We start from the raw sequence: 22180 nt of genomic DNA on the forward strand, positions 1-22180 counted from the left end.
AAAAGCTCCAATGTTCCAGCAACTGTCTCCCATTGAAAAAATCGCTGTATTGGTCGTCTCCAGTTGCATGGCGGTATTTGCGCTGTTGGTGTGCCTGTCCCTGACGCTCGCGCCCGCTTACTCGGATTTTATCGTTGGCAATACTGCCTGGTATGCCAGCACGAAGGCCCAGGACCTGCTGGCAGCTCCAGTGTTCATACTCATGTTGTTATCTGGCCTGTGGTTTTTTACCGGGCAGATAAGTCGCGCCAAGGCGAAGTGTGGGGATGAGACTGCAGATGCGCTGGTTAGCCAGTTACTCTGGTGGTCGGTCCCGGTGGTGGCGACATTGGGTGGGAGTTTGATTGGACTACCGCTTGACAAGAAGCTTTTCTACATTTCCGCCGTAGGCTTGGTGTACCTGACTTTGGTCAGTGCTGCAATTGTCTATGGTGGGCGACGGATCAACCCAACGGTGGCAGGGTTGGGGCTGCTCAGTGTTCTGCTGATTGCGCTGCTGCCTCTGGAAGTCGCGCTGGTCAAGGGGCGGCTCCCGGCGGATTGGGTTTATGAATTCGAACTCGGCCGGTATTTGAAGACCACTTACATGTTGATTGGGCTGGGCTTCGTTCTCATGCTGATCGGCATTGTGGTTTATGCAGAGCGTTTTGAGCGGGTGTTGCCGCGCTTGCTGTTGGTCGGCCAGCTTGGCCTCCCGCTTTTGTTCTTATGTTTCTATCCTGCCAGGCTGCTGACCCCTGAAGGGGCGCTGACCAAGTACAGCACCACGCCAGCGTTGAAGATACTGCTGGCGGCGATGGTGGTCTGGGGGCTTATCGATGTTGCACGGCGTTACTTCACGTTTATGCGCTGCCCGCAGGCGAATTGGAGCGCGTTGCTCTCGCCGGTTGCTCTGTTCGCGCTGTTGATGGCGGTGAAGGCGGGCGCGACTGTAGCACCGCAAGTGAACCCCGACGACTATCACTTCGGCGAGCACCTATTGGGCTGGTGGTCGTATTTGCAAGGGGTGATCCCTTACGTCGGTTATATGCCGGCGCATGGGATAATCGGCGATGACTTGCCGGGCATGCTGGCCTACTTCTTCTACGACGGTAAAGCTTCCAGCGTTGTCGAGGCGAGCCGTTTGGCCACGTTACTGCTAGCCTTGTTCGCCTTTCTGGCGCTTCACCGTTACAGCGGTAGTGTCGGGCTGGCTTTTGTCTCCATTTCTTTTCTTGGTGGGTTCTCCCAATCCACCAACCTGAACTGGTTGTTTCTCGCGCCGTTCATTTGCCTGTGGCTGTATCCCGGGCTATTGGCCAAGCCAGCCAAGTGGCTAGGCATTTGGATCGTCACGGTCCCTCTGGTCATTCTGGGGGTTCCGCCTCAGGGCCTCCTGTTGGTTGCAGCGTCGGGACTGGCGGCGCTCTATATGGTCTGGCGCTATTGGCAGGTCGGCGATATCTGGCATGGCCGCAAGGAAATTGGTTTGGCGCTGGCGGTTCTGCTGTTGATGGCGATAGTCAGTCCATTGGTGCCGATGCTCTTCAATGCGATCCGTTATGTGCTCGAGAATGGGCCAATCAACCAAGTGGCCTATGGCATCCCCTGGAAGCTGAGTTGGAATGCGGGAGCTCGTTCAGGTTTTATCTTCGAGCTTGTTAGGATGTCGTGGATCATGGTTCCCGTGCTCTGCGCGGTACTGCTGTATACCCAGCGTAACAACCCGGCGATCAGCCGCTCCCTGCTTTTGCCTGCGCTTATCGTGCTGGTTTTCTCCTTGTTGCTGATCCCTTACTCCATGGGTCGTATCGACCCGGGGGCAGGATCGCGGCCGGCAGTTGTTGGCATATTGGGGTGGGCGATCCTCTTACCAATTGCGCTGTGGGGGCTGCTTAAACAGCGGGATAAAGCCGCCTGGGTGCTGCTCGTTGTTGGGATGAGCGCCAGTCTCAACGCTTTTCCGCCATCCCTGTCTGTGTTCGTCTCGAGTCTGTCGGCTCGAATCCCGGTGGGGCCGTTGCGCGATGGCGCATCCGTAGGGCTGCCCAACCTGGGGGTGGGAACTGTCCAGGATGAGCATTGGGGCCGGCTGACACGCCTGAATGCCTTGCTGAGCCGTAAGTTGGCGCCGGGGGAGAACTATCTCGATCTGACGTCGCGCAATGCACAGTACTTCTATCTGGACCGCATGCCCGAGCAAGTGGTGACCGCGCCCTATAACATGGTGCCACTGGCTCAACAGCGTCGTGCGATCGAGCGCCTGGCCCAGGAGTTGCCGCGCATCGCGCTGCTTGAAGGCAACAACATCACCCATGATGGTGGCGGTCTGGCCCTACGCAACCCGCTGTTATACCGATTTGTGCTGCAGAACTACGTCCCAAGCCTGGAGGACGGTTTTATTATCGGCTACCGGAAGACGGATATCTCGGCGCAAGACAATACCCTCAGCATGCCGCTGATGAACCTGACCGACGACAACTGGAACCAAGGGGTTAATCGTCGCGACAGTGCCTTGGTGCTGGCCGATTCGGCCTTGGCTTCGCTGTTGGTGCCGGGCCAGTCAGTGCGCTTGGCCAGCGGTGAGTTTCGCACAGTGGCTCGGGTATGGGAGCAAGGGAGCGCTATCTGGCTGGACGGTAGTGTGCTTGATCCTGCGACAGTAGGGGCGCCCAAGACCATTGAGGCCAGCATTAATCCGCAAGGGTTATCAACTTACCGAGCCGCGTTGCTGCAAAGGGCATTTGCCGTTATTGATTATGAGAAGATTCCGGTCGCTTGGGGCCGCTCGGAAAAATTGCTTTTACACAAAATGGAGCGGGTGGCCGCTTTGTCTTCTCGCACGCCGCTGATCAGAGATTTAAGCCTGGAGGACAATGTTTACAAAGTCGTCGGGCCAGACCCGCAGATTAACTTCGATCTGTCCGATCTAAAGCTATCTGGGCATGACGCGGGATTGCTGCGATTCAAGTTCTCTTGCCTTGACCGGAGCCAGGACTCGAAAATGCAGGTGTTTTGGTGGGGCGATTCTGAGAGTGGGCCGAGCGAGGCCTCTAGTGTGAGGTTCGCACTTGAGGATGGCGTGCTGATCGTTCCGTTGGACGCAGCCCCGCGCTGGTTGACTTTGGGCCAGGTTCACGGCTTGCGCCTTGATCTCGACGATGCAGCAGCATGCTCTGGTATTCGCTTTGAGGAGGCCGCTTTGTACCAGAGGACGGCCATCAAGTGAGCCTAAAAAAGAGTGCCTTGGTTCTTCTGGGGATCAGGGAGAATTTTCGCCTAGATGGCAGCGCCTGGAGTGCTTCCGCGTCCAGGAACTTTTCCTGGCTGGATAGCGCCGAGGGTACTGCCACCAGCTCAGAATTCGGCGGCAGTTGCTTTTGGGGTCGACACAATACGTGACGTGGACAATTGTGACCTTGAGCCGCAGGCGTGTGATAGGTGCCGCTGGAGCCCGTGTTGCGCCGCACGTCACGACTGATCGTGGAGAGCTTCGATCAAGCGTCCGGGCAAACGCTTTCAGCTTATAACATCTAACAGACCCATCTGGGTCGCCTGGTGCGTTCTTCAATGCTGAGTTCGTGATATGACGTGGCTGCTCTTATTCGTTGTTTATTTCAGGTTATGAGTGATGACTGACAATCTAGTTTGGCACCCTGTGACTATTGATGCAGCATGGCGTGCTCGCATCAAAGGCCAGCGGCCTTGTGTGTTGTGGTTTACCGGGTTGAGCGGTACCGGTAAATCAACGATTGCCAATGCCTTGGAGTTGGCTCTGGCTGAGTGCGGCAAGCACACCTATTTGCTGGATGGCGATAATTTGCGCCTAGGGCTGTGTCGTGATCTAGGCTTTAGCGACGCTGACCGCCAGGAAAATATCCGTCGGGTAGCTGAGGTAGCGCGTTTGTTTGTCGATGCCGGCATGTTGGTGATCACGGCGTTTATTTCCCCATTTCAGCGTGACCGGGAGATGGCGCGGGAATTGATCGGTGAGGGGGCCTTTATCGAGGTGTTTATTGACACTCCACTCGATGAGTGTGAGCGGCGTGACCCTAAAGGGCTGTATCGCAAGGCGCGCTCCGGCCTGATTGCCAATTTTACCGGCGTTAGCTCGGCTTATGAGCCGCCGTTGAACCCGCAGGTACACATTCGTACTATGGGGCACGATCTGCCTGCCATAGTGGCGCAGTTGCTGGATTATCTCGTGGAAAAAGGCTTTCTGAGTTGAGGGGTTGAAACCTGAATTGCCGCCGCCAGGGTTATACCTGAGCTAGCTCTTGCAGCTTGCGTACGAAATCCAAGAGCCTTGTAGGAGCAGCCCAAGAATGCTGCATACGAATCGCTATTGTAGTGGTCAACCCATCCCGGACAGTGGGTTAAGTTTTTCTTCGGCAACGGCGGGCGGCAGCCCGTCGTTGAATTGATGCGGCCTGACCCAGTTGTAGCGATGCATCAGGTAGTGGCTGATGTCCCGTTGTGCCTCCTGGGCTGTTAGGTAACCGGTCGGCGGAACCCACTCCGACTTCAGACTCCGGAACAACCGTTCCATCGGTGAGTTGCCCCAGCAGTTACCTCGACGACTCATGCTCTGTTCCATACGATATCGCCACAACCGTTGCCGGAACAGGCGACTGGCGTACTGGGCGGATTCAACCGGTTCGGGATATCCGGGCGCTCTACCGTGGCCTGCTTGTAGGCGTGTGACCCCGGCTGCTTGCTGACCAGCCCCAACTCCCGCATCAACCGACGCACGCGGAAGCGCGCCGATTGTCACGCCGTCTTCGCGCAGCATGCCGAGGATGCTGCGGCTGCCGGCCGAGCCTCGACTCTGGCTGAACAACTGGTTGACCTGGCTGCGTAGCGCAACGCGGCGAGCATCGACATGGCGTCGTCGAAGACGGTGGGCGTAGTAGCAAGACCGCGCCACATCGAAGGCTGAACAGACCACTTCCACTGGCTCCTGCTCACTCAACTGGTCTATCAGCGCGTACGATCGAGTTCGTCCGACATCAAGAGAGCGGTAGCCTTTTTTAATATCGCTTTCTCCCGCTCCAGCCGGTTGATCCGGGCTTCCAGCTCCTGGATCTTCTGCTGCTCGGGCGTCAGCGCCTTGCTCTTCGGGGTCACGCCTTGGCGTTCCGCCTCGAGCTGCTTCACCCAACGGCGCAATGCCGAGTCCACCACTCCCAGTGAGCGGCAGGCCTCGATATGGCTGTAACCCTGATCCAACACCAAGGCAACAGCCTCTCGCTTGAATTCGGCGGAAAATGTACGTCGTTGCTTGCTCATCAGACACCTCTCTATGGCGAGGATTTTCGCCTAAATCGGTGTCCGGGATCAGTAGACCACTACATATCGACCTGTTGTACAAGTTGGGAAAAGGCTTGGCCAAGTTGTTTTAAGTTATTACAATTATTATTCTGTTCCGGGGGGCTGGAGGCGAGTCGGACAATTTAATCGGAAAGCTTGCGTCGCCTGCTTACTTAGCTTATGGCGTCGTAGCCAGCGGCACAACCTGACGTGGGAATACTTTAAACTCATGGTCAAGTAGCTTTTTTCCTACTCGAGTAAAGTCCCCACGCATCGTCCCCAACTTATCGTTTTGACGTCACAATCCGAGGCAGGAACCGCATGCGGTAGTTCCGCACGTACAGATCTTTGCGGGGAGGGCGCCGGCTAACCGGTGTCTCTACCGTGACTGACAGACTGCCCGGGCATTTGCCAACCGTTTAAGGAGTCCCATGATCAAGAAATGCTTGTTCCCGGCAGCCGGTTACGGCACCCGCTTTCTACCTGCAACCAAGGCCATGCCCAAGGAAATGTTGCCGGTGGTGAACAAGCCGCTGATCCAGTACGGCGTCGAAGAGGCGCTCGAAGCTGGATTGACGGAGATCGCCATGGTCACCGGTCGTGGTAAGCGTTCGCTGGAGGATCACTTCGACATCAGCTACGAGCTGGAACATCAGATCCGCGATACCGACAAGGAGAAATACCTGACCGGCATCCGCCGCCTGATCGACGAGTGCACCTTCTCCTACACCCGCCAGGTCGAGATGAAAGGCCTCGGCCATGCGATACTTTCGGGCCGCCCGCTGATCGGTGACGAAGCTTTCGCCGTGGTCCTGGCCGACGACCTGTGCCTGAACCTCAAGGGCGATGGGGTCCTCAGCCAGATGATCAGGTTGTATAACCAGTTCCGCTGTTCGATCGTCGCCATCCAGGAGGTCCCGCCGGAGGAAACCCACAAGTACGGGGTGATTGCCGGGGAGATGATCCGCGACGACATCTACCGGGTGAACAGCATGGTCGAGAAGCCCAAGCCCGAGGACGCGCCGTCAAACCTGGCGATCATCGGTCGCTACATCCTCACTCCGGATATCTTCAAGCTCATCCAGGACACCCCACCGGGCAAGGGGGGCGAGATCCAAATCACCGATGCGCTGATGCAGCAGGCCCAGAATGGCTGCGTACTTGCTTACAAGTTCAAGGGCAAGCGTTTCGATTGCGGCGGTGCCGAAGGCTACATCGAGGCCACCAACTTCTGTTTCGAGCACTTCTACAAGTCCGGCAAGGCTCATTGAGTCAGCCCGACTGGAGCTGAAGCCACCTTCGGGTGGCTTTCTGCCTTCAAAAAATAGGAGTCCCCCCAGCCTGACTGCTACGTCTGACGAGGGAAAATCGAATTACCGCACCGTCGGGAGTTGTTCTGGTGCGGTTGCGAAGGCAGATGCTCAAGCCTCTGCAAGAAAAGCTAAGCAATGCGCGGTCTGGACTTGCAGTTCCAAAATCCTTTTACCTAAGCCATAAGAGCTCGTTGTACATGAAGGTTTTGTTGACAGGCTCCACCGGTTTTATTGGCCAAGCGCTGCTGGCGCGGCTATCTGTCCAGTCGGCTCTTGACTTGGTTGCGATATCGCGCCGCCCGGCTTCCGGTTTGCCCGCTGGTGTCGCGCATGCCCAGATCGCAGGTATAGACGCGGATACTTCCTGGCAATCGATACTGCAGGACGTGGAGGTGGTCATCCATGCTGCCGCCCGCGTTCACGTGATGAACGACAAGGTTGCCGACCCGCTGGCGGAGTTTCGCAAGGTCAATGTCGATGGCACGCTGAACCTCGCTCGCCAGGCTGTGGTTGCCGGAGCTAAACGCTTCATCTTCATCAGTTCGATCAAGGTCAATGGCGAGAGCACCGCGCCTGGCAAGCCTTACAGTGCTGAGACGCAACCTGCACCGGTCGATCCATACGGCATCTCCAAGCTTGAGGCGGAACTGGCGCTGCAGGCGCTGGCGGCGGAAACCGGGCTTGAGGTGGTGATCATCCGCCCGCCGCTGGTCTATGGGCCGGGCGTCAAGGCCAACTTCTTGAGCATGATGCGCTGGCTGAGCAAGGGCATTCCGCTGCCCTTGGGAGCCATTCATAACCGGCGTAGTCTGGTGGCTCTGGATAATCTGGTGGATCTGATTGCAACCTGTATCGAGCATCCGGCAGCGGCTAATCAGACCTTTCTGGTCAGCGATGGCGAGGATCTTTCGACCAGCGAGTTGCTGCGCAGAATGGGCGCCGCTCTGGGCCGGCCGGCCCGTTTGTTGCCGGTGCCTAGTCGGCTGCTGGAGGCCGGGGCGGCAATGCTCGGCAGGAAAGCGCTGTCCCAGCGTTTGTGCGGCTCGTTGCAGGTCGATATCGGCAAGGCGCGTGAACTACTCAACTGGTCTCCGCCGCTCAGTGTCGATAATGCGCTGCGCAAGACGGCCGAGCATTTCCTGGAACATCAAACCGAATGACCCTCTGGTGGTTGCTGCCGGCCGTGGCCGGCTTGTCGCTGTTAATGACCGGCGTGTTGCGCCGTTATGCCCTGGCCCGCAGCCTGATGGATGTCCCCAACGCCCGCAGCTCGCACTCGGTGCCGACGCCGCGTGGGGGCGGGGTGGCGATCGTGGTGAGCTTTCTACTGGCCTTGCCGTTGCTGGCCGGCATGAACCTGATCGCTTGGCCGTTGGCTTGGGCGTTGCTGGGCGCCGGTGCAAGCATCGCCGTGCTGGGCTTTCTCGATGATCACGGCCATATCGCTGCTCGTTGGCGTTTGCTTGGGCACTTTGCCGCAGCTTTCTGGGCGCAGTTCTGGCTCGGTGGCTTGCCGCCTGTGGCTATGTTCGGTTTCACCGTTGATTTGGGCTGGTTCGGCCATGCGCTGGCGGCGGTCTATCTGGTTTGGTTGTTGAATCTGTATAACTTTATGGATGGCATCGATGGCATCGCCAGTGTCGAGGCGATTTGCGTGTGTTTGGGCGGCGCCTTGTTGGGTATCGCGGGCTCAACCCAACCTACGGAATTCGTTGTGCCTTTGCTATTGGCTGCGGCGGTTGCGGGGTTTCTGTTCTGGAATTTTCCGCCGGCACGGATCTTCATGGGGGATGCGGGCAGTGGCTTCCTGGGCATCACCCTGGGCGTGCTGTCGCTGCAGGCGGCCTGGGTGGCGCCGCAACTGCTGTGGAGCTGGTTGATCCTGCTCGGGGTGTTCATCGTCGATGCCACCTTTACCTTGCTGCGCCGACTGTTACGAGGCGACAAGGTCTATGAGGCGCATCGCAGCCACGCCTATCAGTACGCGTCGCGGCGGTTTGGTCGGCATCTGCCGGTGACTCTTATAGTCGGGGGCATCAATCTTCTCTGGCTGTTGCCCATTGCGCTTTGGGTGGGGCTTGGCGGGGTGGATGGGCTGCTGGGCTTGCTGCTTGCCTACCTGCCGTTGGTGGTGCTGGCGGTGAAGTTCAAGGCGGGGGCGCGGGAGTAAGAGTTACCTCGGTAGTTTTTTATTTTGGCAGCCCTGCGGGCTGCATTCGCCGCGGGGCGCGCCTCCTACAAAGGCGTGGTGGTACGGGCTGCTTTGGTGGGAGGGACCGGGCGGCGTTCCGTGACTTCGCGGCGATGTTCATGAGGGGCTGGGGTAGCTGTGCCGGCTGCGTTTGCAGCTGGCACGACTATTACTTTGTGGTCTTGGCCTTGTAGACCCTGTGTTTGTTGTGCGGCAGCACGCCCGATGATGTACATTGATTTTCGATATGACTAGAGTGTGGTGACCATAGTCTTTTGGTGCGCATGGTATGGAATCAGAAATTTCAAAATCAAAATTCAAGGCACAAGCCCTGGAAATTTTCCGTCGGGTCGAGCTGACCGGGGAGCCCGTTATCATCACGGATCACGGTAACCCTACGCTGATCGTCAAGAAGTACACACCGAGCCAGCAGTCGCCTCGAGAACGGCTGAAGGGGGCGCTGCTGCGCTATGACGAGCCATTTGCCCCGGTCGGCGAAGAGGATTGGGAGGCGTTGGCGTGATTGTTCTCGATACCCACGCACTGATCTGGTGGGTTAGCGATGATGAGCGCCTGTCGTCGCCGGCTGCTGAGGCCATTGAGCGCGAGCTCGGCAATGATGGGCAGATACTGGTTTCCGCCATTACCCCCTGGGAAATCGCCATGCTGCTGGAGAAGGGCCGCATGGCCTTGGCCATGGATCTGGATGAATGGCTGAGTGCGGTTGAGAGCATTGAGGGTGTTTCCGTGGTGCCGATCAGTCCACGGGTGGCCGTGCAATCTGTGCGGCTACCGGGTGAGTTTCATAAAGACCCAGCAGATCGACTGATTGTCGCCTTGGCGCGGGAGCTCAACGCGCCCCTGCTCACTGCTGACGAGAAAATTCAGGGCTATCCCCATATCAAGTGGATTTGGTGAGTGTGTTGCTTCTGATGTGAGGGGGAGGGCTGGCGATCTTTGCAGGTCAAAAGCATCGCCAGCAAGCTGGCTCCTACAGAGTTTGCTGCGCGACAGCGCTCCGTCGAAGTCGGCGAGGCCCCTCCTGCAGATGCAGAGATGCGGATTTTGTTTGTTGGGCGTCAGTGCTTCGCTGAAGGTCGGGGCGTGGGTCGTTTTTTGTGCTGTTGTGCAGTGTTACTTGCGGCAGTTGATTCAGAGATGGCTTGAGAAAAAGTTGAGGGATCATTGTGTTAAGACTTGCCGAGAAGTTGCGTAGCCGTCTGGTCAAGCTGCCAAGGCGCGATAAGCGACTGATGCAGGTCGCAGTGGATGTGCTGCTGGTCTGGGCGGCGCTGTGGCTGGCATTTGTCGTGCGCCTGGGGGATTCGAAAAATATCGAACCCTTCGCCGGGCATGCCTGGCTGTTCGCCGTAGCGCCGCTGATAGCGATTCCCTTGTTTGTTCGCTGCGGTATGTACCGGGCGGTGATGCGTTATTTCGGCAACGATGCGCTACTTGCTATCGGGAAGGCGGTTACGCTGTCGGCGTTGCTGCTGGCGCTGGCGGTGTACTGGTATCAGGATGCGCCCAAGCTCATTCCCCGCTCTATGGTGTTCAACTACTGGTGGTTGAGCCTGGTGATGATCGGCGGGCTGCGCTTGCTAATGCGTCAGTACTTTATGGGGGATTGGTACTCGTCGGATCAGCCTAGCCGGCTCAACGGGCGTGATGCTGGTTTGCCGAAGGTGGCGGTGTATGGCGCTGGCGCGGCAGGCAATCAGTTGGTGGCTGCACTGCGGCTGGGGCGAGGGATGCGGCCGGTGGCCTTCATCGACGATGACCCCGGCATCGCCAATCGGGTGATCGCTGGGCTGCGGGTCTATAAGTCCAGGCATATCCAGCAGATGATCGATGAAACCGGCGCCGACGAGATTCTGCTGGCGATTCCTTCGGCCAGCCGCGGTCGCCGACGCGAGATCTTGGAGCTGCTCGAGCAGTATCCACTGCACGTGCGCAGCGTGCCCGGCTTCATGGATCTGGCCAGCGGCCGGGTTCGGGTCGAGGATGTGCAGGAGGTGGACATCGCCGATCTGCTCGGCCGCGATTGCGTGCCACCACAGCAGTTCTTATTCGAGCGTTGTATCCGTGGCCAGGTGGTGATGGTGACGGGGGCCGGAGGTTCTATCGGTTCGGAGTTGTGCCGGCAGATAGTGGCGACCGGGCCGACCACCTTGCTGTTGTTCGAGCACAGCGAATTCAACCTCTACAGCATCCATTACGAACTGGAACAGCGTATTCTCCGCGAGTCATTGTCTGTGAACCTGGTGCCGATCCTAGGCTCCATTCGTAACCCCGGGCGCGTTCTGGATGTGATGCGTACCTGGAAGGTCAGCACGGTTTATCACGCGGCGGCGTACAAGCATGTGCCTATGGTCGAGCACAATATCGCCGAGGGCGTGCTGAACAATGTGCTGGGATCCACCTTCACCGCGCAGGCGGCGATCAAGGCCGGTGTAGAGCACTTCGTGCTGATTTCCACGGACAAGGCTGTGCGCCCGACCAATGTGATGGGCAGCACCAAGCGCCTTGCCGAGATGCTACTGCAGGCTCTGAGCCAGGAGGCGGCCCCCGTGCTGTTCAAGGATGATGAGCAGGTGCATCGAGTCAACAAAACTCGCTTCACCATGGTGCGCTTCGGCAATGTGCTGGGGTCGTCGGGTTCCGTTATCCCGCTGTTTCGTGAACAGATCAAACGAGGGGGGCCGGTTACCGTCACCCATCCGAATATCACCCGGTACTTCATGACTATTCCGGAGGCGGCGCAGTTGGTCATTCAGGCGGGTTCGATGGGGGAGGGGGGCGATGTGTTCGTCTTAGACATGGGGCAGCCGGTGAAGATCGCCGATCTGGCAGAGAAGATGATTCATCTATCGGGGCTGAGCGTGCGTTCCAAGGCCAACCCCAAAGGTGATATCGCCATCGAGTTTTCCGGCCTGAGGCCGGGCGAGAAGCTTTATGAGGAGTTGCTGATTGGCGATAACGTGCAGCCGACCGATCATTCGATGATCATGCGCGCCAGTGAGGAGTACCTGCCCTGGGAGGTTTTCAAGGAGCGCCTAGCCCAGTTGCTCGCAGCCGTGGAGGCTGACGATTACGCCAGGGTACGCACGTTGCTGCGCGAGACCGTCAACGGCTATATCCCGGAGGGCGAAATCGTGGATCACATCTATATGCAACGGCGATCGGACCTGTGAGGGCCGTATGGCTTTGAGCTTTTGGACGCCAGTCCGATTTCGATGAGGTGGGCACTCTGCGGCCAGCTGCGGATCGGGGGCTTGTCCCCGTCTGCCTCAGGCCACGCGATAACTCAACACACTGTCCTGCTCCTTGAGCATCTTGCGCAGGTCGGCGGGGATGTTGCCGGCGCGTACTGCCAGTTCCAGGCGGATTTCTTCGAGGCTCTGGGCGAAGGCGTCGCGGTTTTCCAGCTGCAGCTTGGCCAGGACGCGGCTATAGACGGTGCTGTCGCTCGCATCCAGCAGGGCGAGGACGATGCTGCCATCGGGGCGCGGCGGGCTGAAACTGGCGCGCAGCGGGTTGAAGAGGTGCTCGACGAGTTGCGCGTTGGTGAGTTCCACGAAACTTGCTCCATCCAGGGGTGAGCCCGTTCGACCCTAGGATGATCAACAAGTTCAAGCGGTTAGCGATTGCCGGGTGCGCTCGATCACCTGCTGCAGGGATTCGCCGTTGTACTGGCCGGGGTACAGGCGCTGGCTGTACTGGGCGATGCCGGCCTGGTTGACCAGGGTGAAGCTGAAGCTGCCCTTGCGGGCGGCCTGGATGCGGCAATCGAAGGGGGCGAAGGCGCGGCGCAGGGTGCCGATGGCTTCTTGGATCTGATGTTGAGTATTCATTGTTTGGGTATTTCCTAGAGACATGTGCGCATCAGTGCGCGGAAAGTTGCTCCATGAGGTCGGCCTGACAGGGCCTATGGCATGTACCTGATCGGAGCTTGGCTAGCACGATAAAGTTCCGATGTTACGGTTCTTCAACGGGTCGGTACGTCGGAGGCAGGCGAAGCACTGCGCCGGGTGGCGAGTCGGCCTGATCAGTCAGCAGGTGGGATCGGGGAGGGCGGCAGCACGGGCGTGCTACGCGTTGAACCGGGAAACCAGCGAGAGGGCGCGAGGCCCGAATGACTTGCAGCGTGGTACTAACGGCGCGCAGCATAAGGCCTTGTTCAGGAAATGACCAGCGCTATTTCGCAGATCGCTGCGCGTGCCTCGCCAGGCATGCCGGCGGCGGATGCAATTTGCCGGTCGCTCCGCTAGGATTAGCCCACATTTGCTTTCCTCATATGACGGTTTTCCATGAGTTATCAGGTTCTTGCACGTAAATGGCGTCCGCGCTCGTTCCGCGAAATGGTCGGCCAGACCCATGTGCTCAAGGCCCTGATCAACGCCCTGGACAGCCAGCGCCTACACCACGCCTACCTGTTCACCGGCACCCGCGGGGTGGGCAAGACCACTATCGCGCGGATCATCGCCAAGTGCCTGAACTGCGAGACCGGCATCAGCTCGACGCCCTGCGGCACCTGTTCGGTGTGCCGGGAGATCGACGAGGGGCGCTTCGTCGACCTGATCGAAGTGGACGCCGCCAGCCGCACCAAGGTCGAGGACACCCGCGAGCTGCTCGACAACGTGCAGTACTCGCCGAGCCGCGGGCGCTTCAAGGTCTACCTGATCGACGAAGTGCACATGCTCTCCACCAGCTCCTTCAACGCCCTGTTGAAGACCCTGGAGGAGCCGCCGCCCCATGTGAAGTTCCTGCTCGCCACCACCGACCCGCAGAAGCTGCCGGTCACCGTGTTGTCACGCTGCCTGCAGTTCTCCCTGAAGAACATGCCGCCGGAGCGGGTGGTCGAGCATCTTTCCCACGTATTGACCGCCGAGAACGTGCCGTTCGAGGACGACGCGCTGTGGCTGCTCGGCCGCGCCGCCGACGGCTCGATGCGCGATGCCATGAGCCTGACCGACCAGGCGATCGCCTTCGGCGAGGGCAAGGTGCTGGCCGCCGACGTGCGCGCCATGCTCGGCACCCTGGATCACGGCCAGGTCTACGGCGTGCTGCATGCGCTGATCGAGGGCGATGCGCGGGGCGTGATCGAGGCGGTGCGTCACCTGGCCGAGCAGGGGCCAGACTGGAATGGCGTGCTGGCCGAGATGCTCAACGTGCTGCACCGCGTGGCCATCGCCCAGGCGCTGCCGGATGCGGTGGACAACGGCCAGGGCGACCGCGAACGGGTGCTGCAGCTGGCGCAGGCGCTGCCGGCCGAGGACGTGCAGTTCTATTACCAGATGGGCCTGATCGGCCGCCGCGACCTGCCGCTGGCGCCGGATTCGCGCGGCGGCTTCGAGATGGTGCTGCTGCGCATGCTGGCGTTCCGTCCGGCCGATGCCGACGATGCGCCGAGGGTGACGCTAAAGCCCTTGGGGATCAGCCAGGCCACTGCTGATTCCCGACAAGCTCCAGTGGCCGGCCCCGCCATGGCGGCGCCGGCTGCCGTCGTTCCGGCTTCGTCGCCGGCCGCAGCTGCGGCAGCGCCCGTCGAGCCGCCTCCCGTGGCCGCGCCTCCCGCGCCGCAGGCCGAGCCCCCGGCACCCGCCATGGTCGAGCTGCCGCAGAGCGAGAGTACGCCGCCTGCGCCAGTCGCCAGCCTTGCGCCAGAGCCAGAGCCGGAGCCAGTAGCTGCCGCTGCGGTGGTCGACCTGCCGTGGGAGGCGCCTGCCGTGGCGGAGTCGCCTCAGCCGGCAAGCGAAACCGCGCCGCCAGCGAATGCCGTGGTCGCCGAGCCGGTGCAGGCGCCTGCTGTCGCGCCGGCCGCGGTCCCCTCTGCCCCGCAGGAGTCGCTTCCGGCGGCGCCGGTTGCCGATGGCGACGAAGACGAGCCGCCACCCGGCGACTACGACTACGTGGAAATGGGCGCCGAGACGCTGGATTACGACTTCGGCCAGGCCGAGGCTGAGACGCCGACGGTCGTCGAGCCCCTGCCGGCGGTGGCGCCTGCCACCGGTCTGGCGGCCGAGTGGCTGAGTCTGTTCCCGCAGCTTGGTCTGGGTGGCATGACCGGCAGCATCGCTGCCAACTGCACCCTGATCGAGGCCAACGGCGACGACTGGCTGCTGCACCTGGACCCGGCGCATAGCGTACTGTTCAACCCGACCCAGCAGCGCCGCCTCAACGACGCGCTGAACCAGCAGCAGGGGCGCAGCATCAAGTTGCGCATCGAACTGTGCAAGCCCGAGCAGGAAACCCCGGCGCAGGCCGCCGCGCGTCGTCGCGCCGAGCGCCAGCGCAGCGCCGAGGCTTCGATCCAGGCCGATCCGCTGGTGCAGCAGATGATCCAGCAGTTCGCTGCCCGGGTGCGCGAGGACAGCATCGAACCTATCGATACCCCCAGTTAACCCCCGAATACCGAGGATAGCGACATGATGAAAGGTGGCATGGCCGGCCTGATGAAGCAGGCCCAGCAGATGCAGGAAAAGATGCAGAAGATGCAGGAAGAGCTGGCCAACGCCGAGGTTACCGGTCAGTCCGGCGCCGGCCTGGTCAGCGTGGTGATGACCGGTCGCCACGACGTCAAGCGCATCAGCCTGGACGACAGCCTGATGCAGGAAGACAAGGAAGTGCTCGAAGACCTGATCGCCGCCGCGGTCAACGATGCGGTGCGCAAGGTCGAGCAGAACAGCCAGGAGAAGATGGCCGGCATGACCGCCGGGATGCAACTGCCCCCCGGCTTCAAGATGCCTTTCTGATTGGCTTCGTGCCGTCCAGTCGATGCACCTGGCTGCGGACTCGGAATCCTCATGTGCTAGAGCACACTGCGGTTCCTCGTCCGTCGGCGCCTTGCCCTGCGCGCCGCCTGATCGCCACTCTTGCGGCGGTGACTGAACGGCTAAAGCGCGTAGCCCGGATGCAATCCGGGAATGCCCCATGACATCTTTCCCGGATTGCATCCGGGCTACGACCCTGTAGGAACGCCATGAGCTTCAGCCCCCTGATCCGCCAACTGATCGACTCCCTGCGCATCCTCCCCGGGGTGGGACAGAAAACCGCCCAGCGCATGGCCCTGCAGCTGCTCGAGCGCGACCGCAGTGGTGGCCTGCGTCTGGCGCAGGCGCTGAGTGCGGCGATGGAGGGGGTCGGACACTGCAAGCGCTGCCGCAGCCTGAGCGAGGACGAGCTCTGCCAGCTGTGCCTCGACGAGCGCCGCGACGACAGCCTGCTGTGCGTGGTGGAGGGGCCGATGGACGTGCATGCGGTGGAGCACACCGGCTATCGCGGCCGCTACTTCGTGCTCAAGGGCCATCTGTCGCCGCTGGATGGCCTGGGGCCGGAGGCCATCGGCATCCCCGAACTGCTCGAGCGCATCGCCGCCGGCAGCTTCAGCGAGGTGATCCTGGCCACCAACCCCACGGTGGAAGGCGAGGCCACGGCCCACTACATCGCGCAGCTCCTCGCCGGCAAGGGCCTGGTCGCCTCGCGCATCGCCCATGGCATGCCGCTGGGCGGCGAACTGGAACTGGTCGACGGCGGTACCCTGGCCCATGCGCTGGCCGGGCGGCGACCGATCAGCCTCTGATCCCGAAGGCCCCGGCGCCAGGCCGATCGCCCGCGGCCGGAGTCTTTCCCGGTATCTGCCCCGAGTGCGCTGTCACCATGGCGCCTTGCCTTGCGGATATCGAATGCCCCAGATCGCCCCTTACTTTCGCCGCGCCTTGCTCTCGCTGCTGCTCGGCCTGCCTGCCGCCGCGCTCGCCCAGTGTCCGAGCGGGCAGGTGCAGGTCTGCCTGGGCGGCTCCTGCCTGTGCATGCCCGATCCGGTGCGGGTGCGCGAGGATGCTCTGGATCTGGCCGCGTCGCGATTGGAGGCCTGGCTGCTGCAATCGCGGCAGGTGGCCCTTGGGGCCGGCACGGAGCCGATGCCGCTGATGATCCGCGCGCAGCTGGCCCCTTACTACGATGCCGAGTTGCTGGACGAGGTGCGTTTTCGCGCGGGCATGACCGACCAGCTGGATGCTGCCAGCGCCATGCTGCAGAACCCCGATGTGCAGGCCGTTACCCTGGTCGATGTGGTGGTGTTCCGTCATCGCGAGGACGCCGAGCGGGACGTCGCGCTCTGGGCCCACGAGCTGTGGCACGTGCAGCAGTACCGCGACTGGGGCACGGCCGGGTTCGCGCGGCGCTACACCCGCGATTTCCAGGCCGTGGAGGCGCCTGCCTACGAGATGCAGGCGCGGGTGAGAAGGGCGCTGCGCGAGCAGGAATGAAACGCTCGCTTGAAAACCAAGCAAGCGCTCGGTTAGGGTGGTCGAAAACAAAACGGGAGCCACCCGCATGACCGCCCTCCAGGATTACTTCGAGCCGTCCCACCAGTTGATCCGCGATTCCGTGCGCCGCTTCGTCGCGCGCGAGATCCTGCCCCAGGTGGCGGACTGGGAGGAGGCCGAGGAATTTCCCCGCGAGCTGTACCTCAAGGCCGGCGCCGCCGGCATCCTCGGCATCGGCTATCCTGAACGCTACGGCGGCAGCCACGAAGGCGACATCTTCGCCAAGGTGGCGGCCAGCGAGGAGCTGATGCGCTGCGGCTCCGGCGGCCTGGTAGCGGGGCTCGGCTCGCTGGATATCGGCCTGCCGCCAGTGCTCAAGTGGGGCCGGCCGGCGTTGCGCGAGCGGGTGGTGCCGCAGGTATTGAGCGGCGAGAAAATCATGGCGCTGGCGGTGACCGAACCCTCCGGCGGCTCCGACGTGGCCAACCTCAAGACCCGCGCGGTGCGCGATGGCGACAGCTACCGCGTGAGCGGCAGCAAGACCTTCATCACCAGTGGCGTGCGCGCGGACTACTACACGGTGGCGGTGCGCACCGGCGGTGAGGGCTTCGGCGGCATCAGCCTGCTGCTGATCGAGAAGGGCACGCCAGGGTTTTCCGTCGGCCGTCAGCTGAAGAAGATGGGCTGGTGGGCCTCGGACACCGCCGAGCTGTTCTTCGACGACTGCCGGGTGCCGGCGGACAACCTGATCGGCGCGGAGAACGCCGGCTTCGCCTGCATCATGGCCAACTTCCAGAGCGAGCGCCTGAGCCTGGCGATCATGGCCAATATGACCGCGCAGCTGGCGCTGGAGGAGGCCATGGCCTGGGCGCGCGAGCGCGAGGCCTTCGGCAAGCCGATCGGCAAGTTCCAGGTGCTCAAGCACCGCTTGGCGGAGATGGCCACCCAGCTCGAGGTCTCGCGCGAGTTCACCTATCGCCAGGCCGCCAAGATGGCCGCCGGAAAGAGCGTGATCAGGGAGATCTCCATGGCCAAGAACTTCGCCACCGACGTCGCCGACCGCCTCACCTACGACGCAGTGCAGATGCTTGGCGGCATGGGTTATATGCGCGAGTCGCTGGTCGAGCGGCTGTACCGCGACAACCGCATCCTCTCCATCGGCGGCGGCTCGCGAGAGATCATGAACGAGATCATCGCCAAGCAGCTGGGGCTGTAGAGGTGCGGCATCTGGGCCTCAATGGCGCGAGTCGCTGGTCGAGCGGCTGTACCGCGACAACCGCATCCTCTCCATCGGCGGCGGCTCGCGGGAAATCATGAACGAGATCATCGCCAAGCAGCTGGGGCTGTAGAGGTGCGGCATCTGGGCCTCAATGGCGCGAGTCGCTGGTCGAGCGGCTGTACCGCGACAACCGCATCCTTTCCATCGGCGGCGGCTCGCGAGAGATCATGAACGAGATCATCGCCAAGCAGCTGGGGCTGTAGGGTTCGCAGCCCTGTAGGAGTGGCGCCTCGCGGCGAAAGCGGTCGAACTGGCAATGCAGAACCGCAACGCTTCGCCCCGGGACGGGGCTCCTACCTAGTCGCCTTGCGGCTCCGACTATCAGGAGGCCACCTGGCCCTGAGCCGGCGGTCGCATCCTGGCGATATCGCGCAGCGGCGGGGCGCCGAACAGGCGGCTGTACTCACGGCTGAACTGCGACGGGCTCTCGTAGCCGACCCGGTAGCCCGCCGCCGCGGCCTCCAGCCCTTCGCAGAGCATCAAGCGGCGCGCCTCCTGCAGGCGCAGCTGCTTCTGGTACTGCAGCGGGCTGAGTGCGGTCACCGCCTTGAACCTGTGGTGCAGGGTGGACGGGCTGAGGTTGACCGCGCGGGCCAGTTCCTCGATGCGTAGCGGTTGGTCGTAGCGTGCGTTCAGCCATTCGATGGCGCGGACGATGCGCTGGCCCTGGCTGTCGACCACGGCGATCTCGTGCAGGCGTTGGCCCTGCGGGCTGTGCAGCAGGCGATAGAAGATCTCGCGCATCGCCAGCGGCGCCAGCATGGCGATGTCGCGCGGGGTTTCCAGCAGCTGCAGCAGGCGGATCACCGCATCGAGCAGCGGCAGCTCCAGGCGGTCCAGGTAGAGCGCGCGCTTCGGCCCCGGGCTGGGCACGCCGACCGGGCCGATATCGGCGATCAGGCTGGTGATCAGTGCCGGGTCTATGTCCAGGCGCAGGCTGAGATAGGGCTGTTGCGGCGTCGCCTCCATCACTTGCCCGGCGACCGGCAGGGTGACCGAGGCCACCAGGTAGTTCAGCGGGTCGTAGACGTACTGCTCGCCGGCCAGGTGAATGGTCTTGCGACCCTGGGCGATGATGCACAGGCTGGGCTTGTACAGCGTCTGCATCGGCGGGCTGGGCTCGCTCAGGCGGGCCAGGTCGAGCTCGGCGATGGCCGTGGGCTGCAGGCCCTCGCCGCTGGTGAAGCGCTGGATCAGGCTGGCCAGTTCCGCCTGGCGTTCGGCCAGGCGGGCGTCGAGGGATGCGGTCATGGGGGTTCTCCAGATAACGGCTTGCAGCCTAGCCCGTTTTTTCAGGCAAGTCTGCGCGGTGAAACAGGCGTTGCAGGATCAGGCAAGTATTCGCCAGCAATAGGCAAAACCCCCGTCCTTTGAACCTCCATGCATCGCCGGAAGCCTCTCGCGGCGTTTTGCTCGACTCCCGTTGAGGCCAAAAGATCCGCAGCTTTAGGCAAGAATCGACCAGTAATGAACTAACGCCCCTCGCGGGCCAGCCCTAATCTTTGCAGTCATCGCGGTTCGCCGGTGTCGTTCGAGACCGGTGGGCCGGTGATTCCTGTTCGAGACATTGCAGGCCGGAGCCGAAACCGGCGCGCATTCCAAGGAGGTGGTCATGGACGTCCTTCACTGCATCAGCCTGCGCGCCAGCCGCGGGCAGGCGGCGTGCCTGGTCCGTTGCCTGGCGCAACTGGAGCGGGACGCCGCCGCGCTCGATGGCTGCCTGGCGTTGCGCCTACGCGCGGTGCCGGGCGATCCCGCCGCCTGGCGACTCGAGAGTCGCTGGCGTTCGGGTGCCGCGCGCGATGCCTTTCTCGATGGCGAGCCGCTGCGCCGGGTGCTGGCCGAGGCGCTGAGCCACGGGCTGCTGGCCTCGCTGGACTGTGGCCAGGAGCTCCTGCAGCGGGTGGCCTGATCGCTCGCGCTTGCGTGTGTGAATTTTATTGGTTAGATTTTCATGAAATTAAACATAAATAATTTCATGAGTCGCCCATGTTTCGTCACGCCAACCAGCACGTCGACAGTTACTACGCCCACAGTTGCGCGGATCGCCTGAACAGCTACCCGCCGCTGCGGGGCGAGCTGCGTTGTGACGTGGCGGTGGTCGGCGGCGGTTTCAGCGGCCTGCACACGGCGCTGCGCCTGGCCGAGGCGGGCAAGCGGGTGATCCTGCTGGAAGCCAGCCGGGTGGCCTGGGCCGCCTCGGGCCGCAACGGCGGCCAGGCGATTCTCGGCTGGTCCTGCGATATGCCGCCACTGGAGAAGGCCCTCGGCCTCGAACGTGCCCGCCGCCTGTGGGACGGCATGGCCTGGGCCGCGCAGGAGCTGCGCCAGCTGCCGCAGCGCCACGGCTTCGACTGCGACTACCGCCCCGGTCACCTGTGGACCGCGGTGCTGCCGCGCCGGGTGGCGCTGCTGCACGAATGGCAGCAGGAGGCCGCGCACAAGTGGGGCCACCGCACGCTGCAGTTCGTCTCCCGCGAGCAGATGCCGGCATGGGTCGCCAGCGAGCGCTATCAGGCCGGGCTCTACGACCCCGAGGCCGGCCACCTCAACCCGCTCAAGCTGGCCCAGGGGCTGGCCGCCGCCTTCATCCGCGCCGGCGGGCAGGTCTTCGAGCAGAGCCGCGCGGTGAGCCAGCATGCGCACGCCGGCGGCTACCGGGTGCGGACCGAACAGGGCAGCGTGCAGGCAGAGCAGCTGGTGCTGGCCTGCAACAGCTATGTCGACAGCCTGGAGCCGCGCCTGGCCCGGCGCATCCTGCCGGTGGGCACCTATCAGGTGGCCACCGCGCCACTCGGCGCCGAGCGCGCCGAGGCGCTGCTGCCGCGCAACGCCTGCGTCACCGACAACCAGTTCGTCCTCGACTATTTCCGCCGCACCCCGGACCACCGGCTGTTGTTCGGCGGTGGCTGCACCTACCTGGGCGGCCTGCCGCAGGACATGGCGGCGGCGACCCGGCCGTTCCTCGAGCGGGTGTTCCCGCAGCTGGCCGGGGTGGCCATCGACTTCGCCTGGGGCGGGCATATCGACGTGACCCGCGCGCGCACCCCGGATGTCGGCGGCGAGGACGGGCGCTACTGGTTGCAGGGCTACTCCGGCCACGGCGTGCTGCCGACCCTGGCGGCGGCGCGCGCGGTGAGCGAGGCGATCCTCGGCAATCGCGACGAGCTGGCGCTGTACCAGCAGCTGCGCAATCCGGATTTTCCCTTCGGCGAACGCCTGGCCGCGCCGCTGGAGGCCATCGGCAAGGCCTGGTATCGACTGCGAGACTATTTCTGATGGACAAGCACGAAGAAATGGCCGCGCTGGCCATCCTCATCCACGACCTGCGCAAGCACAAGAAGATCACCCTGGGCGAGCTGGCCGAGCGCATCGGCCGTTCGGTGGGCTTCCTGTCCCAGGTCGAACGCGGCCTGTCGCGGCCGACGGTGGCGGATCTGACCGCCATCAGCGAGGCGCTCGATGTGCCCACCACCTATTTCTACAACCTGCCCAAACCCAAGGCGCTGAGCTGGGTGACCCGCCCGGACGAGCGCCGCACCCTGTACCTGGCCGGAGGCATCACCGACATCATGGCTTCGCCGACCCTGCAGGGCGCCTTCATGGTGGTCGACAGCCTGCTAGAGCCTGGCGCCAGCAGCGGCGAGCGGCAGATGAGCGACCGTTCGGAGCAGGCAGGCTATGTGCTCGAAGGCCAGCTGACGCTGTGGCTGGGCGAGGACGAAGAGAGCGCCACCCTGCACGCCGGTGATGTTTTCCAGGTGCCGAGTTATGCGCGCCTGCGCTATGCCAACCAGGGTGACAGCCCCGCGCGGGTGCTGTGGATCTATACCTGAAC

General features: G+C 62.4%; 19 protein-coding genes and 3 pseudogenes. 18 read left to right on the forward strand and 4 right to left on the reverse strand.

Translation table 11 applies throughout. The features are described from left to right. Nucleotides 1–10 precede the first annotated feature (10 nt). Both ACUTAF_RS06015 and cysC read left to right on the forward strand, forming a co-directional pair. Complete coding sequence (locus ACUTAF_RS06015) at nucleotides 11–3208, forward strand: hypothetical protein (protein ID WP_445579123.1); 3198 nt, start codon at nucleotides 11–13, stop codon at nucleotides 3206–3208. A 402-nt stretch (nucleotides 3209–3610) separates the two neighbouring features. Beyond that, entirely contained in the window at nucleotides 3611–4207 is a 597-nt protein-coding gene (cysC, locus tag ACUTAF_RS06020) for an adenylyl-sulfate kinase (RefSeq protein ID WP_445579124.1), read from the forward strand. A gap of 126 nt (nucleotides 4208–4333) precedes the next feature. Here cysC and ACUTAF_RS06025 read toward each other — a convergent pair. After that, nucleotides 4334–5268: pseudogene (locus tag ACUTAF_RS06025) on the reverse strand (IS3 family transposase). A gap of 452 nt (nucleotides 5269–5720) precedes the next feature. On the opposite strand from ACUTAF_RS06025, the gene galU reads away from it, so the two are divergent. From galU to ACUTAF_RS06055, 6 genes are all read left to right on the forward strand, one after another. Then, entirely contained in the window at nucleotides 5721–6560 is an 840-nt protein-coding gene (galU, locus tag ACUTAF_RS06030) for a UTP--glucose-1-phosphate uridylyltransferase GalU (RefSeq protein ID WP_445579125.1), read from the forward strand. A 239-nt stretch (nucleotides 6561–6799) separates the two neighbouring features. Further along, nucleotides 6800–7762 carry a UDP-glucose 4-epimerase family protein gene (locus ACUTAF_RS06035; RefSeq protein ID WP_445579126.1) on the forward strand — a complete coding sequence of 321 codons (963 nt, stop codon included), beginning with the start codon at nucleotides 6800–6802 and terminating at the stop codon, nucleotides 7760–7762. Further along, nucleotides 7759–8772 carry an MraY family glycosyltransferase gene (locus ACUTAF_RS06040; protein ID WP_445579127.1) on the forward strand — a complete coding sequence of 338 codons (1014 nt, stop codon included), beginning with the start codon at nucleotides 7759–7761 and terminating at the stop codon, nucleotides 8770–8772. The genes ACUTAF_RS06035 and ACUTAF_RS06040 overlap by 4 nt, the downstream gene beginning before the upstream one ends. 310 nt (nucleotides 8773–9082) lie before the next feature. Beyond that, nucleotides 9083–9316: a type II toxin-antitoxin system Phd/YefM family antitoxin gene (locus ACUTAF_RS06045; RefSeq protein ID WP_445579128.1), complete on the forward strand. Its 234-nt coding sequence runs from the start codon at nucleotides 9083–9085 to the stop codon at nucleotides 9314–9316. Next, entirely contained in the window at nucleotides 9313–9711 is a 399-nt protein-coding gene (locus tag ACUTAF_RS06050) for a type II toxin-antitoxin system VapC family toxin (RefSeq protein ID WP_445579129.1), read from the forward strand. Before ACUTAF_RS06045 ends, ACUTAF_RS06050 begins: the two co-directional genes overlap by 4 nt. 335 nt (nucleotides 9712–10046) lie before the next feature. Beyond that, entirely contained in the window at nucleotides 10047–11987 is a 1941-nt protein-coding gene (locus tag ACUTAF_RS06055; RefSeq protein ID WP_445579130.1) for a polysaccharide biosynthesis protein, read from the forward strand. A 96-nt stretch (nucleotides 11988–12083) separates the two neighbouring features. Here ACUTAF_RS06055 and ACUTAF_RS06060 read toward each other — a convergent pair whose 3' ends face one another. Together ACUTAF_RS06060 and ACUTAF_RS06065 are read right to left on the reverse strand one after the other, a co-directional pair. Next, entirely contained in the window at nucleotides 12084–12371 is a 288-nt protein-coding gene (locus ACUTAF_RS06060; protein WP_445579131.1) for a DUF3509 domain-containing protein, read from the reverse strand. A 54-nt stretch (nucleotides 12372–12425) separates the two neighbouring features. Continuing rightward, the gene (locus tag ACUTAF_RS06065; protein ID WP_445579132.1) at nucleotides 12426–12647 is read right to left on the reverse strand and encodes a hypothetical protein; all 222 of its coding nucleotides are present in this window, start codon (nucleotides 12645–12647) and stop codon (nucleotides 12426–12428) included. 456 nt (nucleotides 12648–13103) lie between these two features. On the opposite strand from ACUTAF_RS06065, the gene dnaX reads away from it, so the two are divergent. The 7 genes and pseudogenes from dnaX to ACUTAF_RS06100 form a co-directional block, all read left to right on the forward strand. Beyond that, nucleotides 13104–15197, forward strand: a complete 2094-nt coding sequence (gene dnaX, locus ACUTAF_RS06070; RefSeq protein WP_445579133.1) for a DNA polymerase III subunit gamma/tau — start codon at nucleotides 13104–13106, stop codon at nucleotides 15195–15197. 24 nt (nucleotides 15198–15221) lie between these two features. After that, the gene (locus ACUTAF_RS06075) at nucleotides 15222–15548 is read left to right on the forward strand and encodes a YbaB/EbfC family nucleoid-associated protein (RefSeq protein ID WP_445579134.1); all 327 of its coding nucleotides are present in this window, start codon (nucleotides 15222–15224) and stop codon (nucleotides 15546–15548) included. A 227-nt stretch (nucleotides 15549–15775) separates the two neighbouring features. Continuing rightward, nucleotides 15776–16375: a recombination mediator RecR gene (gene recR, locus ACUTAF_RS06080; RefSeq protein ID WP_445579135.1), complete on the forward strand. Its 600-nt coding sequence runs from the start codon at nucleotides 15776–15778 to the stop codon at nucleotides 16373–16375. A gap of 103 nt (nucleotides 16376–16478) precedes the next feature. After that, nucleotides 16479–17063 carry an eCIS core domain-containing protein gene (locus tag ACUTAF_RS06085; RefSeq protein WP_445579136.1) on the forward strand — a complete coding sequence of 195 codons (585 nt, stop codon included), beginning with the start codon at nucleotides 16479–16481 and terminating at the stop codon, nucleotides 17061–17063. A gap of 67 nt (nucleotides 17064–17130) precedes the next feature. Beyond that, nucleotides 17131–18279, forward strand: a complete 1149-nt coding sequence (locus ACUTAF_RS06090; protein WP_445579137.1) for an acyl-CoA dehydrogenase family protein — start codon at nucleotides 17131–17133, stop codon at nucleotides 18277–18279. Between the two features lie 31 nt (nucleotides 18280–18310). Next, nucleotides 18311–18412 (forward strand): annotated as a pseudogene (locus ACUTAF_RS06095) (acyl-CoA dehydrogenase family protein); the annotation flags it as partial. Between the two features lie 25 nt (nucleotides 18413–18437). After that, nucleotides 18438–18545: pseudogene (locus ACUTAF_RS06100) on the forward strand (acyl-CoA dehydrogenase family protein); the annotation flags it as partial. Nucleotides 18546–18663: 118 nt separating this feature from the next. Here ACUTAF_RS06100 and ACUTAF_RS06105 read toward each other — a convergent pair. After that, on the reverse strand, nucleotides 18664–19593 hold the full coding sequence (locus tag ACUTAF_RS06105; RefSeq protein WP_445579138.1) for an AraC family transcriptional regulator: 930 nt from the start codon (nucleotides 19591–19593) through the stop codon (nucleotides 18664–18666). Nucleotides 19594–19954: 361 nt separating this feature from the next. On the opposite strand from ACUTAF_RS06105, the gene ACUTAF_RS06110 reads away from it, so the two are divergent. The 3 genes from ACUTAF_RS06110 (at nucleotide 19955) to ACUTAF_RS06120 (ending at nucleotide 22178) form a co-directional block, all read left to right on the forward strand. Beyond that, the gene (locus ACUTAF_RS06110) at nucleotides 19955–20254 is read left to right on the forward strand and encodes a putative quinol monooxygenase (RefSeq protein WP_445579139.1); all 300 of its coding nucleotides are present in this window, start codon (nucleotides 19955–19957) and stop codon (nucleotides 20252–20254) included. Nucleotides 20255–20331: 77 nt separating this feature from the next. Further along, a complete protein-coding gene (locus ACUTAF_RS06115; protein ID WP_445579140.1) occupies nucleotides 20332–21621 on the forward strand; it encodes an NAD(P)/FAD-dependent oxidoreductase in 1290 nt (429 codons plus the stop codon). Beyond that, a complete protein-coding gene (locus ACUTAF_RS06120; protein ID WP_445579141.1) occupies nucleotides 21621–22178 on the forward strand; it encodes an XRE family transcriptional regulator in 558 nt (185 codons plus the stop codon). Before ACUTAF_RS06115 ends, ACUTAF_RS06120 begins: the two co-directional genes overlap by 1 nt. The last annotated feature ends 2 nt before the right edge of the window (nucleotides 22179–22180 follow it).

Source organism: Pseudomonas sp. SP16.1, from assembly GCF_052682975.1.

Excerpts from the sequence above, each read along its gene's own strand:
- ACUTAF_RS06115 (WP_445579140.1), top strand. The coding sequence starts at position 20,332 with ATGTTTCGTCACGCCAACCAGCACGTCGACAGTTACTACGCCCACAGT.
- cysC (WP_445579124.1), top strand. The coding sequence starts at position 3,611 with ATGACTGACAATCTAGTTTGGCACCCTGTGACTATTGATGCAGCATGG.
- galU (WP_445579125.1), top strand. The coding sequence starts at position 5,721 with ATGATCAAGAAATGCTTGTTCCCGGCAGCCGGTTACGGCACCCGCTTT.
- dnaX (WP_445579133.1), top strand. The coding sequence starts at position 13,104 with ATGAGTTATCAGGTTCTTGCACGTAAATGGCGTCCGCGCTCGTTCCGC.
- ACUTAF_RS06055 (WP_445579130.1), top strand. The coding sequence starts at position 10,047 with ATGCAGGTCGCAGTGGATGTGCTGCTGGTCTGGGCGGCGCTGTGGCTG.
- ACUTAF_RS06090 (WP_445579137.1), top strand. The coding sequence starts at position 17,131 with ATGACCGCCCTCCAGGATTACTTCGAGCCGTCCCACCAGTTGATCCGC.
- ACUTAF_RS06065 (WP_445579132.1), bottom strand. The coding sequence starts at position 12,647 with ATGAATACTCAACATCAGATCCAAGAAGCCATCGGCACCCTGCGCCGC.
- ACUTAF_RS06015 (WP_445579123.1), top strand. The coding sequence starts at position 11 with ATGTTCCAGCAACTGTCTCCCATTGAAAAAATCGCTGTATTGGTCGTC.
- ACUTAF_RS06040 (WP_445579127.1), top strand. The coding sequence starts at position 7,759 with ATGACCCTCTGGTGGTTGCTGCCGGCCGTGGCCGGCTTGTCGCTGTTA.
- ACUTAF_RS06075 (WP_445579134.1), top strand. The coding sequence starts at position 15,222 with ATGATGAAAGGTGGCATGGCCGGCCTGATGAAGCAGGCCCAGCAGATG.
- ACUTAF_RS06110 (WP_445579139.1), top strand. The coding sequence starts at position 19,955 with ATGGACGTCCTTCACTGCATCAGCCTGCGCGCCAGCCGCGGGCAGGCG.
- ACUTAF_RS06120 (WP_445579141.1), top strand. The coding sequence starts at position 21,621 with ATGGACAAGCACGAAGAAATGGCCGCGCTGGCCATCCTCATCCACGAC.
- recR (WP_445579135.1), top strand. The coding sequence starts at position 15,776 with ATGAGCTTCAGCCCCCTGATCCGCCAACTGATCGACTCCCTGCGCATC.
- ACUTAF_RS06045 (WP_445579128.1), top strand. The coding sequence starts at position 9,083 with ATGGAATCAGAAATTTCAAAATCAAAATTCAAGGCACAAGCCCTGGAA.
- ACUTAF_RS06105 (WP_445579138.1), bottom strand. The coding sequence starts at position 19,593 with ATGACCGCATCCCTCGACGCCCGCCTGGCCGAACGCCAGGCGGAACTG.
- ACUTAF_RS06035 (WP_445579126.1), top strand. The coding sequence starts at position 6,800 with ATGAAGGTTTTGTTGACAGGCTCCACCGGTTTTATTGGCCAAGCGCTG.
- ACUTAF_RS06085 (WP_445579136.1), top strand. The coding sequence starts at position 16,479 with ATGCCCCAGATCGCCCCTTACTTTCGCCGCGCCTTGCTCTCGCTGCTG.